This is a genomic window from Lysinibacillus sp. NPDC093688 (assembly GCF_050280145.1).
GTDB classification, from domain to species: domain Bacteria; phylum Bacillota; class Bacilli; order Bacillales_A; family Planococcaceae; genus Lysinibacillus; species Lysinibacillus xylanilyticus_B.
On record NZ_JBNNUX010000005.1, the window covers coordinates 181,644 to 195,737 of the forward strand.

General features: G+C 38.2%; 10 protein-coding genes and 1 pseudogene. 2 read left to right on the forward strand and 9 right to left on the reverse strand.

Going from position 1 to position 14,094, the window contains the following annotated elements:
* From ACQKN2_RS06895 to ACQKN2_RS06925, 7 genes are all read right to left on the reverse strand, one after another.
* On the reverse strand, positions 1-290 hold a 290-nt coding region (locus ACQKN2_RS06895), incomplete at its 3' end, for a hypothetical protein (RefSeq protein ID WP_427414317.1).
* A gap of 83 nt (positions 291-373) precedes the next feature.
* A complete protein-coding gene (locus tag ACQKN2_RS06900) occupies positions 374-583 on the reverse strand; it encodes a hypothetical protein (RefSeq protein WP_323649204.1) in 210 nt (69 codons plus the stop codon).
* A gap of 43 nt (positions 584-626) precedes the next feature.
* Positions 627-2,147, reverse strand: coding sequence for an NCS1 family transporter (locus ACQKN2_RS06905; protein WP_427414318.1), 1,521 nt, complete (start codon positions 2,145-2,147; stop codon positions 627-629).
* 311 nt (positions 2,148-2,458) lie between these two features.
* A complete protein-coding gene (gene preA, locus ACQKN2_RS06910; RefSeq protein ID WP_427414319.1) occupies positions 2,459-3,721 on the reverse strand; it encodes an NAD-dependent dihydropyrimidine dehydrogenase subunit PreA in 1,263 nt (420 codons plus the stop codon).
* A gap of 194 nt (positions 3,722-3,915) precedes the next feature.
* The gene (locus ACQKN2_RS06915; RefSeq protein WP_427414320.1) at positions 3,916-5,292 is read right to left on the reverse strand and encodes an NAD(P)-dependent oxidoreductase; all 1,377 of its coding nucleotides are present in this window, start codon (positions 5,290-5,292) and stop codon (positions 3,916-3,918) included.
* Between the two features lie 646 nt (positions 5,293-5,938).
* A complete protein-coding gene (hydA, locus tag ACQKN2_RS06920) occupies positions 5,939-7,342 on the reverse strand; it encodes a dihydropyrimidinase (protein WP_427414321.1) in 1,404 nt (467 codons plus the stop codon).
* A 79-nt stretch (positions 7,343-7,421) separates the two neighbouring features.
* On the reverse strand, positions 7,422-8,666 hold the full coding sequence (locus ACQKN2_RS06925; protein ID WP_427414322.1) for a Zn-dependent hydrolase: 1,245 nt from the start codon (positions 8,664-8,666) through the stop codon (positions 7,422-7,424).
* Between the two features lie 138 nt (positions 8,667-8,804).
* Between ACQKN2_RS06925 and ACQKN2_RS06930 the strand changes: the two genes are divergently transcribed.
* On the forward strand, positions 8,805-9,971 hold the full coding sequence (locus ACQKN2_RS06930; protein WP_427414323.1) for a PucR family transcriptional regulator: 1,167 nt from the start codon (positions 8,805-8,807) through the stop codon (positions 9,969-9,971).
* Between the two features lie 298 nt (positions 9,972-10,269).
* Here the strand turns inward: ACQKN2_RS06930 and ACQKN2_RS06935 are convergent, their stop codons facing one another.
* A complete protein-coding gene (locus ACQKN2_RS06935; RefSeq protein ID WP_427414324.1) occupies positions 10,270-10,626 on the reverse strand; it encodes a DUF378 domain-containing protein in 357 nt (118 codons plus the stop codon).
* Positions 10,627-10,970: 344 nt separating this feature from the next.
* Positions 10,971-11,135: pseudogene (locus ACQKN2_RS06940) on the reverse strand (isocitrate lyase/phosphoenolpyruvate mutase family protein); the annotation flags it as partial.
* Between the two features lie 283 nt (positions 11,136-11,418).
* Between ACQKN2_RS06940 and ACQKN2_RS06945 the strand changes: the two are divergent.
* A complete protein-coding gene (locus tag ACQKN2_RS06945; protein WP_427414325.1) occupies positions 11,419-13,227 on the forward strand; it encodes a sensor domain-containing diguanylate cyclase in 1,809 nt (602 codons plus the stop codon).
* Positions 13,228-14,094: the final 867 nt, after the last annotated feature.

Genomic DNA, 14,094 nt, shown 5'->3' on the forward strand with positions numbered 1-14,094 from the left:
TCCGTCACTTTGACTGTTCTTTCCGTCACTTTGATGGTTCTATCCGTCGCTTTGGCTGTTCTATCCGTCACTTTGACTGTTCTTTCCGTCGCTTTGATGATTCTATCCGTCGCTTTGACAAGGCTATCCACGACTTTGGCTGTTCTATCCACGTCTTTGGCTGTTCTATCCACGTTTTTGGCTGTTCTATCCACGTCTTTGGCTGTTCTATCCACTACTTTGGCTGTCATTACAGTTGGATGGCCGTTATTAGCAACACTTTCATCTTGCTGTAGCCATAAACGAATCACAACTTAGAGTAAGAACCTATTTTATTACGTAAAAAAACTCTATTCCTTCATGAAACACGATGAATGGAATAGAGTTTATTTTTTTATTGCAATAACGTCTGTTCTTGGAGCTTTGCAGAGAAGTATTTGCGTGCATCTGCTGTTAGAATTTGCATCAGAATAACTTCTTCTTGACGCTCAAATTCTACAAACATTCCACTTAGGTTTTCATAAACATATTTGATTTTAAAGCCATTATCTAAATGCTGATCTACTTTTTTTATTTCCTCTGTGCTTTGTTGATGTTCTGACATGCAATCACCTCACCTTTTTTGTGAATATCTTGGTGTTTAATTTTTATTCAGCACCTTTTATATCTAACAGCGGTTCTGGTTGTTCGACGATGTCATTCTCATCTGGAACAACAGTTGGAGTAGGCATTTGTTGCTGCCCAAATAGTTCATCCAAATTGTGACCGGCTGTAATTCCTAAATATTTTGCATCATTTGGATCTTCTAGCTCGGCTTGAGGGTATTTTTTGAACCACCAATACTTCGCTAGTACATAATATACAAGTGCCCCTACAAAGAACCCAACTAATGAAGAATAAGTGGAGAATATATTTGCTACTGCACCACCGATAATCCAAGCGATTAAACCAGCTAAGTTAAAGCCATTCCAATATTTAAATTGACCATCTAATTCATACAGTCCTTTTACATGCACGCGGCGCTTACGGATTAAATAATAATCTGCATATAAAATACCAACGATGGCCGTTAGAATTCCTCCGATTATTAAAAGTGCATTGACTAACACATCAAATAGACTCCATGGCTGTGCTAGAATACCAATGATTCCTGCAATAACAACCCCAACCCAAAACGGCACTTTTGGACCACCAATGTTTGAGAAGATTGTTGCCGCTGGGATAACATTTGCAGAGGTGTTAGTTGACCATTGAGCTAACACAATCATTAACAGTAAAATGCCTAAAATAAAGCCACTTGCACTTTGCTGTAATGCATTGATAGGATCAGCTGAGGCAACAGCCATATAGCAAACAGCACCGATTGTCACAATGAACGTATTTGTAATCGGCATGACGATTAAGGAACCAACCAGCTGTGTTTTATTGCGTTTGAACCAGTTGCGTTCATTTTTAGGTGCTTTAAAGAAGCGTGAAAGGGAAGGCATGTCGGCTGCTAGCGTCGACCAAAAGCCCATATTTGCCATAATCACTACCATAAATGCAGTGAAGGCCGTGAACCCTGTTGTTGGCGCTTCCACCCACGTCCAAATATTTTTCCCTTGAGCTACTGCATTATCTGCCAGTGTATAATACATCCAGCAAGAAATTAAAATAATGACTGGTGCTGCCAAATCTGCAAAGCGTTCAATAGATTTAATACCTAGTGATGTATTAAATAACTGAAGTGCTGCAAAGACCATGAAACAAATAAACCAATTATCATAATTAAAAAGTAAATTTAAAATACCGTTTATAGCTAATGCACCGAAATAAGTGTTTAAACCGAACCAACATGCAGCCGTTACACCGCGGACAAGTGACGGAATATGTGTACCAAATGTACCGAACGGAGCACGCATATATACTGGGAATGATAAGCCATGTTCAATGCCTATATCACCAATTAACGTCATAAATACACCAATTAGACAAGAGCCAATCAACGTTGCTAAAATCACCATTGGCAATGGCAAGTTTATGATTGCCGAGCCACCAATTGCAAAAGCCGCTAATACAATTGCCATCCCTATCCAAATTACTGCAAAACCAAATGTTCCAATATTTCTTTGCTGATGTGTCACTGGAAGTAAATCTGGGGATTTTAAATAATTCCCTTCACGTTCCATATAATCTCTCCTTCTTAAATTAAATTTCCGTGACAACTTACATGGGGTTATTCCTTCCTTCAACTATTGCTAAAGGAAGGTGGAATTTCAGTTTATCTTCATTCGGCAAAGTACACCCACCTTAGAAGGTAGTGAGAATGAATACATCTATGGTTTCATTTAGTTAGTGTCCCAGCACATACGAATGAAGATTAAGTCTCCGAACGCATTGCTTATCTGTAGCTAAAGCAAAGCGACAGCTACAATTGTTTTCTGTTGCGAAAGTAAAGCGACAGCTACAATTACGCCAAGGCGAAATTGATTTTAGAAGTTTACTTAGATAGACTACTAATCAAAGATTGACGTTCATTCCAAGTCATAGGTGGAACTGTAGATGGACGTTCAACCATTGTAATCGCACCATCTGCAGGACAAACAATTGAGCATAAATTACAGCCTACACAGTCCTCTTCTCGAACTTTCAGCATTGGGCGACCATTTTCTGTATATAAATCGATACATTGATGCGATGTATCCTCACATGCAATATGGCACTTGTTACAGTTAATGCAAACATCGTTATTAATTTCAGCTACGATTTTATAATTTAAATCTAAGTCACCCCAATTAGAATATCTGGCAACTGAGCGACCTACTAAATCCATAACAGAGGCAATCCCTTTATCATCTAAATAGTTATTGAGTCCATCAATCATATCCTCAACAATACTAAAGCCGTGATGCATCGCTGCAGTACAAACTTGTACGCCCGTAGCCCCCATTAATATAAACTCGGCGGCATCTTGCCAGTTGGAAATACCACCAATGCCCGAGATTGGAACATTGATTAATGGATTACGGGCACACTCTGCAACCATATTGAGTGCAATTGGTTTAACGGCAGGACCACAATAGCCACCATGCGCACCCTTTCCTGCTACATGAGGCACTGTATTCCATGTATCTAAATCAACACCCGCCAAGCTGTTAATCGTATTAATCATACTAACGGCATCTGCTCCACCTCTTGTGGCTGCTTCTGCCGTTACCGTAATGTCGGTAATATTTGGCGTTAGCTTCACAATTACTGGTGTTTTCGCTGCCTCTTTCACCCAGTACGTTTGCTTTTCCACCAATTCAGGTACTTGACCAGAGGCAGAGCCCATTCCTCGTTCTGCCATCCCATGCGGGCAACCAAAGTTAAGCTCAAGACCGTCAACCCCCACATCTTCGACTCGTTTAACAATCTCATGCCACTTTTCTTGCTTTGGCTCCACCATTAAAGAAGCGATAATTGCGTGATGTGGAAAGCGTTTTTTCGTTTCATAAATTTCTTGTAAATTTACCTCTAACGGACGATCCGTAATCAGTTCAATATTATTGAAGCCTGATACTCTTTGTCCGTTAAAGCTAACAGCTGCAAAGCGTGAAGAAACGTTTAGAATCGGATCCCCCAACGTTTTCCAAACAGCACCACCCCACCCCGCTTCAAATGCACGTTGTACTTGATAGCCTGAATTCGTCGGTGGTGCTGACGCAAGCCAAAATGGATTCGGCGATTTGATGCCCGCTAAGTCAATGCGTAAGTCTGCCATATTAATTCCTCCCTTATGCAATCTCACTTGGTTTTATCAATTATGCCTCGGCATAATTGTGTCTGGAATCGGCTTTGTGCTTGCACAAAGAACTCCTTTCCGATTCCATGACATCCGCCGGAGGCTTTAACTTTTTTCAGCGGGTGTTTGGACACCTGTTGAAAAGTGGCTTAAATCTGCATTCATCTCACCACCTATAGAGATGGGAGACTTCCGCTGAAAGAAGTTAAACGTTCATGGATCTTGTATGCTGCGTCTTTTCCTTGCTGTACAGCTGTTACAACCATCGCCTCGCCCTGGCCATTTCCGAAGACGACATCTCCACATGCAAATACTTTGTCATTCGAAGTTTGCATTGTCGATTCATCAATATCGACAACGCCATACGTATGCTGTAAGCCAAAAGCTTCAATCAATGACACAAAACGTGTTTGCCCAATTGCCTTAATAACAGTATCCACTTCAATAATAAAATTGGAGCCCTCCACCTCTTCAGGTCTTTGTCGACCATCAGCACCCGCTTTACCGAGCTTCATTTTCACACATTCAATACCTACGACCACACCTGACTCATTACCAACAATTTTTTTCGGTGCCGTTAGCCACTTAAACTCCACACCATCCTGCTTGGCAAATTCATATTCAAATTTGTACGCAGTCATTTCTTTTTGTGTTCTTCTATAAAGAATTTGAACATTGTCAGCACCTAAACGGACAGCACATGTAGCACCGTCAATCGCGGTATTTCCAGCACCAATGACAGCCACTCGCTTCCCAACATTATCTTTTGTAAGCGGTCCCATTTTTGTCTTTCTGACAAACTCTATCGCATCATGCACACCGTCTAAGTCTTCTCCTTCAATGCCTAGATTCGGCACAGCCCCCATACCAACTGCTAAAATAACACTGTCATATTGCTCCAAGATCTCTTCAGCAGAAATATCAACACCAACAGTTGTGTTTGTTTTGATTTCTACACCAAGCTTTTCAATTTGTTCAATTTCCCAATCAACGACTTCATTAGGTAAACGGAACGACACAATACCATAGCTACCTAATCCACCAGCTTTTGCTTCAGCTTCATAGATTGTGACATGATAGCCAAAACGACTAAGTTCACGAGCAGCCGATAAACCAGCGGGACCCGCACCAATAATCGCTACCTTCTGCCCATTACTTTGCCCCTGCTTAAATAGCTGAGCATTCGTTTTCATTGCCCAATCTGTTGCATAGCGCTGTAGCTCGCCGATTTTAATTGGCTTTGTTGAGGAATTTAACACACACGCCCCTTCACATAGTTCCTCCGTTGGACAAACCCTTGCACAGCTTGCACCAATTGGATTTGCTTCTAATATAGTCGTAGCAGAGCCCTTCATATTACCAGAAGCAATTTTTTTTATGAAATTCGGGATTTGAATACTCGTTGGACAGGCTTTAATACATGGTGCATCGTAGCAATAAAGGCAGCGATTAGATTCCTCAATTGCCTCATTCTTTGTCATCCCGTTAGTCAATTCCATAAAATTACGTTTTAACTGTTGGGACATTGCATTTTCTTGATTCTGAGCCATTTCCACATCCCCCTCGTGTGTTCATTTTTTCCTTCTTATAATGGCTTGTCACCATCACGTGTGGTTGATTTCCGTTCCGGCTGGGCGCTTTCCTGGGGGCGTCCGATGAGCCGCTTTTGTTGTTGCTGTCGCTACGCTTTCGCACAGATAAAACATTTGCTGCCGCTACGTTAGCACTACGCTTTCGCACAGAAAACATCCGCTGCGCTGCAGGGTCTCGGGCCAACAGGATGTTGGTCACGAAGGCGTTATCACAGGACGTGATGCTTTTAGCCTTCGTTCCTCTATATCGCTGATCCCCAAGGAGTCGCCAGCCTCCACTCCAATCAACCTATATGCATGGCGTACGTTTGAACATATATCATCCACAACTTTTGGTGATGAGCCTTATTAATTACACATTGAAAAAGAGCTACATTCAACTTTCATCTCACCATCAATAAAGGTAGATAGTCTTCTGTAGCTAAATGAAGATATTACTAGACCGATTGCTCTGTTCTCCACCAAAGCAATCGGTCATAAAGTGAAACTTTAATCAGTGGGGGTTTTCTTCATCCCCCTTAGGTAAACGAATGGGGCTTTTACGGGCAGTCTAACTCCCACCAAACTTCTTTGCTTTGGCTAAAAATTTTAATGCGGGATAAAGCTAAATATTAAGTGCTTCTGCAGCTGTTGTTTTTAATGGACGTTTTATATATTGTCCACTACCTAGTACTCCAACAAATTCTTTATTTTTAATGACATATTCTCCACGCACTAGTACACTTACTGGTTCGCCTGTTACTTCCCATCCCTCATATGGGTTATAATCTACGTTCATATGATGGGTTTTAGCCGAGATTTCTCGTTTAACCTCTGGATCAAAAATAACGATATCGGCATCAGAACCAATTGCAATCGTTCCTTTTTGTGGGAACAAACCAAATATTTTTGCTGCACTTGTGGAAATCATATCGACAAACTCATTGATAGAAATTTTTCCTTTTGCTACACCTTCTGAATATAAAATACTGAAACGGTCTTCGATAAAAGGCCCACCGTTAGGAATTTTAGAAAAATCATTTAATCCTAACTGTTTTTTACCCTTGAAACTAAACGAGCACTGATCAGAGCCAATTGTTTGTAGTTGTTTTGCTTTCAGAGCATTCCATAAATGATCCTGATGGTATTTCGGGCGAAGTGGTGGGGACCAAACATATTTTGCCCCCTCAAAACCAGGTTGTGCTAAAGCAGATTGATCCAAAGTTAAATATGGTGGACATGTTTCACCATAAACGTTATAGCCTTTTTCACGTGCAGCAATGATCTCATCTACTGCCTCTTTACATGTTACATGCACTACATACAGGGTAGCGCCAGCAATATGGGCTAACTCGATCGCACGTTTTGTCGCTTCGCCTTCCAATTCAGCTGGACGAGTGAGCGCATGATAAATCGGCTCCTTATGACCTGCACGTCGTGCCTCTTCTACAAGCTCATCAATAACAGAACCATTTTCACAGTGCACCATAACAACAGCACCGAGGTCTTTCGCTATTTTAAAAGCCTTAAAAAGGGTACGATCGGTTGCTTGAAATTCTTTCGCATAAGCCATAAATACCTTTACAGAAGTAATGCCCTCCTGCTCTAAGATTTGCGGCAATTCGGCTTCTGTTTCAGGAGTTAAATCACCAATCATTAAGTGGAATCCATAATCAATAGCTGATTTCCCCTTCGCCTTGTTATGCCACTTTTCAACTGCAGTTGAAAGTTTTTCTTCGCCAGCCGTTAAGCAGAAGTCCAAAATAGTAGTCGTCCCACCAAAAGCCGCTGCAATCGTACCAGATTTCCAATCATCATCAGTCACAGTATTGTTAAATGGCATATCTAAATGAGTATGCGGATCAATCCCACCTGGCATCACGATCTTACCAGTAGCATCAATAATTTCTGCGCCCGCGTTGGATAAATCTTTACCTAATTGAACAATTTTTCCGTTTTCAATTAAGATATCTGCCTCAAAAACATCTGCAGCTGTTGCTACTCGTCCACCTTTAATAATTTTTTTCATTCTGCCCCTCACCCTTCGTAAAATAATGGAGAATGCTCAATTATGACAATGTTAGGAAAGACAATTCATAAAACCCATGTTAATGTAACGTGAAAGTCTCCCCCATACTGAACTTTGTTTGCAGCGTCAATACTGTTTCAAGTAATACATCTGCTCCTTTCGCACAATCCTCAAATGTTGTTTCCTCTTCCTCACAATGACTCTTACCATGAATACTAGGTACGAAAATCATCGCTGACGGAACAATACTTGCTATATATTGCGCATCATGTCCCGCCCCGCTAAACATTCGATGAGCAGTATAGCCGAAGCTCTGACAAGCCTTTGCCACTTCATTACAAATATGAGTATCAAAATAAACTGTATCTCTCCCCCATAGCTTAACCGCCTTAATGTTACAGCCCATATCCTCTGTAGGAAGGTGATTCAATATATCCTCAACTTTTTGCATGATCTCTGGTTTTTGATGACGTGAATCGATCGTAAACGTCACATTGTTCGGTATAACGGTATGGATATTTGGAGATACATTCATTCGGCCAAAGGTAAATACTAACTGCTCATCAATTTTTCCGAGCTCTTCATGTAAATACGTAATGATTTTTGAAGTTACGATCATCGGATCTTGACGCATTGTCATCGGCGTCGTTCCAGCATGATTGGATTGCCCTGTAACCGTAATTTCATAGCAAACCATCCCTAATACACCTTCAACAACTCCTATTTCCAGTTGCTTCGCCTCTAGAACAGGTCCTTGCTCGATATGCAGTTCGATATAAGCAAGAGCTTCCTTTAAACGATTTTCTTGATCTCCCTCATACCCACTCGCTTGAAGCGCTTCTTTGAAACTAGTGCCATTTTTGTCGACAGATTGCAGCATTTTTTCTTTTTCAAATTTAGCTGAAATGACACCAGAGCTCATCATTGCCGGATCAAAACGAGCACCTTCTTCATTCGTAAAATTAACAATCATGATAGGAATATCTAGCTCAATCTCGTTTTCCTTTAATGTCCTAATGGCTTCTATGGCCGTTAAAACGCCTAGTACACCATCAAATTTCCCACCCTTTTCAACGGAATCTAAATGTGACCCCATAACAATTGGAGGGACATCCTTTTTCCCAGGGAGAATAGCATAAATATTACCCATATCATCGACTTTGATGTCCATTCCTAATTCATCACAACACTCACAAAAATAGTTTCTTGCTAATACATCTTCATTCGAAAGAGACAAACGAGTTACGCCACCATTTTCGGTAGCTCCAAATTGACTATATTGTTCAATTAACTCTTGCAATCGTCTACTATTACACTTATACATATGCAATTCCTCTCTTTCACAGTAGTTATACACATTCTATAAAAGATAAAAATTATGAGATATAGCTAGCACACTAAAAAAATATGTGCATCTGCACATAATATATGGTAAGTTATGTTCATAATAAGGGGGGGGAAAATGGGGACAATTCGCAAAATTGTAGAGGGAGTTCAATTCCCAATGCTAACATTAGTAGCTGGACATAACGGAACGTATCGAAGAGTTACAGGGATTAACGTAGTAGAAAGCATCGATTTAATTATGTTTTGTAGACCTAATGAATTAGTCGTGACTACAGGTATTAATTTATCTTCTGGAGATTCCTTAGAGCAGCTTGTAAAACTAGCTTTCGCTAAAAAGGTAGCAGGTTTTATTATTAATACCGGTCCATATATTCCAAACATACCAGAATCAGTAACCTCTTTTGCCAACGAACATGATTTCCCTATTTTTCACATGCCATGGAATTATCGAATAGCCGATCTATTAAAAACAACATTTCAATTTATCGCTAATCACCATCAAGAGCTGTCTATCGAAGAAAAGGTTCTTTATAACTTACTTTTTCACTATAAACAAAACTTCCACTATATTAAGGATCAATTAGCACTACTAGGATTTCCACAAGGTAGGGAGCTAGCCATTATTTCATGTACAACAAATAGTGTACAAACTAATATTGACCGTTACGAAGTCATGATCCAATTTGCATTTCAAAATAGATATAAACGCTTCTTAAAACTAAAGCATAAAAATCACCTCATCTTTTTAATCGACAAAACACAAATCAATACACCTAATACTCCCTTCTCAAAGATTGTTGAAGAAATTTACGACAAAATTACACAAAAAAATGGTTACTTAGATATTATCATTGGTAAAGGAAATTATCATAAAGAGCTTGAAAATGTTCGCAAAAGCTATGATGAGTCATTAACAGTAATCCAATTAGCAAAGCTTCATAACAACCGCTTCCTATACAAATATAAAGAAATTGGTGCCTATAAAATTATTATGGCTGTGCAAAATCAAAAGTTGATCAAATCATATAGCCAAGACATCTTAGGTCAACTTTATCGCTATGATGAATTGCATAACACAGATTATGTACAATTTTTACGCATTTTTCTCGAGGAGAATGGTAGTACTCGCAGGATTAGTGAACGTCAATTTATTCATCGCAACACAGTACTTTATAAAATAAAAAAAATAGAGACACTTTTAGATATGGACTTAAGTAACCCATTTACAAAAACAAATCTCTATATCGCATTTTTGATTGAAGACGTATTGGCACACCAATAAATTGTTTTATCACCATAAAACTTTCGTTTTGAGCGTTTTCTAGAGCTGGTCTATCCGAAATCCAAGTCGGAATTACATGTTCCAATTCTTGTTTTATAAATCTGCCTAATCCTTCGCCTTTCTAAGTAATATCAGCTCATGTAAGAGCTTCTAGTAAATATCCGCTTCGTTATCTTAGGGCGAATCCCTTGTATCTTTGCGGATTTTCCCTTATTCCTTATTTTTCTTAATCACGAACACAAAAACTGACGAACCAATGTTCATCAGTTTTTGTGTGGTACTATCATTTAGCTTGGAGTTATTTTCTGTTTTTGTGTTTATTTTTGATATGTGAATCCTTTTTTTCTTCTTTTAGCACATTAGTTGTGTTTAATGCAGTAAAATCTGCCTCATCACCAACCTCCATGCCATAGCTTGGATTCCTGTCTATGCGCGTATGAGGATCAAGGTCTTCATCCTCATCAAATCGCATAATAAGAATCGGTATAGATATTAGCCCTGCTAACCCAACAAAAGCATAAATCCATCGTGACAATACTGCTGTTTGTCCACCGAATAAATAGGCAACTAAATCAATTCTAAAGAATCCTATAAGTCCCCAGTTGATGGCTCCAATAATGACTAACACTAAAGCGATTCTATAAACTACACTCACGTTAACACCTCCTTTATTTGTAAATACGAAGCCAATTTACACATGAAGTTTATTCTTCACATGTATAAAAGCGTCGATATTGCAAAAAAACTGTCATAACAAGCGAGAAAACAACAAATACTTATTGTAATTAAATCGCTCATTTTGACGGTCTTATTTTTAGCAATAACCGTTGTTTTATACAAAATGCATAGCAGGCTATAAGCAAAGAGAATGTTAGTAAATCACAGATAATAAATCGCTTTTTAATGGCTTAGCACCCTAACGTGAAGACCCTTTTTTCGATTTCCTTTAAATCATGTTTTTGATTTTTCATGCTGAAGTAGCCATTCCTTTCTCCACATCCCGCCTGCACACCCAAGAGAAGTGGCAATCCCCCAGCTGGTTGTACCAATTGCTTTGAAGCCCGCTTTTTCTAAAGTTAACGCAGATAATAAATCCCACACATTACCTATAAATAATAGCTCTTTAGCTGAATGTAGTTCATTGAATTCCTGAATTTTTAACATCATGATGCCTCCATATTGTTTATTAGCCATCATATTATTAAGTAATAGATATTCATTTCGTCCTCATTCTTGCTCTTATGGTCTTTGATAATCAATCTGTCTTCTTTTGCTGCTAATCATTGTAACTTTTTATTTTAATCTTTTATTTAGCACGCAAACCCTAAATATAGAATAAAGTGTGATATATTTACATAACACTCTATTTTTACAGCACCTAAGTAACCTTTTATCAGTATACTTACTAATGACTGAAGAAACTGGATTGAGATAGGAGAAAGATTGAATGATGAAAAATAAAATTATGAAAACCAACCTGTTATTTTATTTTTTTTTCGTACTTATATTTACTTTCACACAATTCAGCTTACAATGTCATGCTGAAGAACTATCAGAACCTATTATATTAGGAAAGCATTATGATATTTTTCGTGACCCTTCAAAAAAAATTACAATAGAAGATTTATTAAGTGGTACATATGACAAATCATTTGTCGCTAGTAAAGACAATTATGTATTCTTTTGGCATACGAATGATACAATTTGGCTACGATTGGATACTGATAAAATATTAAAAGATAAGCAGGAGTCTTACTGGTTAGAGGTAACAGACAAACTAGATAGCATTGAAATGTATTTAGTGAAAGAAGATGGCTCCTATCGTGTTCAAAAAAGAGGAATTTCCAATGTGGACGATCAAAACATTCATTATCGCTCGAATTTATTTCAAATCCAAGAACCATCCGTCAAAGAAATTTATCTGAAATTAGACGGTGAATTACCATTAAATTCAATTTCTTATCTTTATACTACGGATAGCTTCATCAATAAGATTATTGACTATAAACATTTAACAGGAATGTTTTATGGATTCTTATTAGCTTTATTAATTTACAATTTATTTTTATTCCTTTCGTTAAAAGAAAAGGCTTACTTTTACTATGTTTTGTATATGTTTAGTTTTATCCTCTATCAAGCTACATTGAATTCTTTAGATATTGAGCTAGTAGGACAATTTTTGCCTAAATGGTTTTTTTTAAAATCCTCCGCCATTAGTGGGAATCTTTTACTTTTGTTTATGATTCTATTTTGCAAAGAGTTTCTTGAACTAAAAAAATATTTACCTCGATGCTACAAAATCGGAAATCTACTATTATGGATCACTATACTTTCTTTAATTTCTTCATTCATTATCCCTGATGTGGCAATTGCAAATAATGTCACAATTTTTTCGGCTGTCGTTGTTTTTATTTTCCTTTGGTTATCGGGAATATTTGTGTTGTTAAAAGGTCAGAAAATGGCTAGATTTTATATGGTAGGTTGGACTGTTTTGCTTGGTTCCATCATTGTACAAGCATTGGCTTTTTTAAGTATAATTCCATTCCATCCAGTTATATTTGAGGAAGTTCCTGCAGTTGGTGCTATTTTTGAATCTATATTTTTGTCATTAGCATTAGGCGATAAAATCAATATTATAAAAAAAGAGCATCAGGAAATACAACAAACACTAAATGAAACACTCGAATATAAAGTTAAAGAACGAACACAAGAGCTAGAAAGAGCTAAACTTGAGCTTGAAAAATTAGCAAATACCGATCGACTTACTCAAGTTCCAAATCGTGTAAGGTTAGATTCTGTGTTAGAAGAAGCGTTTGAACATGCTCAATATCATGAGACTACGTTTTCTATTATTCTACTAGATATTGATTATTTTAAGGAAGTCAATGATGAGTTCGGTCATCAAGTAGGTGACTTAGTTTTAATGAACGTAGCTGAGATATTGAAAAATACGATTCGAGAGCAAGATACAGTTGGAAGATGGGGTGGTGAGGAATTTTTAGTTATTTGCCCTCAAACTACACTAGATGATGCTGTTAAGATTTCTGAAAAACTTCGTCAACAACTAGAAAATTATCAATTCCCTATTGTGCAGCGAAAAACTAGTAGCTTCGGTGTAACTAGCTATGTAAATGGTGATACACGAAATACATTATTATCAAGATGTGATAAAGCATTATATCAAGCAAAAGAACAAGGCAGAAACTGTGTTGAATTTTTAATAGATGATGTCAATGACAAGATTTCTTGTACGTAATAGACTACTCATTATGAGTGGTCTATTTAATGAGCTGTTCAACTAAAGAACTTCACTACATTGAATAAGAATTTTTACCTCGCACTGAAATTGGTCCAGATGCCAATTGAAGAGTATCTGTAAAGGTGGCAATTTGCGGAACAATCAAAAATCGTCCTTTGCAAATATCCCCAACCTGTGTCTTAGTCTAAACCACTTCATTGATTGAACATAGCCTATACTATATCAATTGAAGGGAGTTATAAAAATGGTAAATCCAATGCGTTTTGACGGACGCCGATTTTCCCCAGGTATGGGCCAATTTGGGAGACCTTTTTCCCCAGGTATGGGCCAATTCGGGAGACCCTTTTTCCCAGGTATGAGCCCATTCTTTCCAGTCGGGAGACCCTTTTTCCCTAGTCCATTTTTTCCAATCAGCCCGTTTTTCCCAGTTAGCCCATTTTTCCCGTTTGGGAGACCTTTTTTCCCCGGCTTTGGACCTCGTTTCCGTAGATGGTAGGAATTCTTTTTTGAACTGAAAAGTAGCTTAAATCCGCATTCAGCTCACCACCTGTAGAGGTGGGAGATTTCTGTACCTGTCGCTACGCTATCGGTACAATAGACATTTGTAGGTGTCGTTTCACTTTCGCTACGAAAACATTTGTACCTGTCGCTACGCTTTCGGTACGAAAAACAACTGTAGCTGTCGTTTCACTTTCGCTACGAAAACATTTGTAGCTGTCGTTTCACTTTCGCTCCGAAAACATTTGTAGCTGTCGTTTCACTTTCGCTACGAAAACATTTGTAGCTGTCGTTTCACTTTCGCTACGAAAACATTTGTAGCTGTCGTTTCACTTTCGCTACGAAAACATTTGTAGCTGTCGTTTC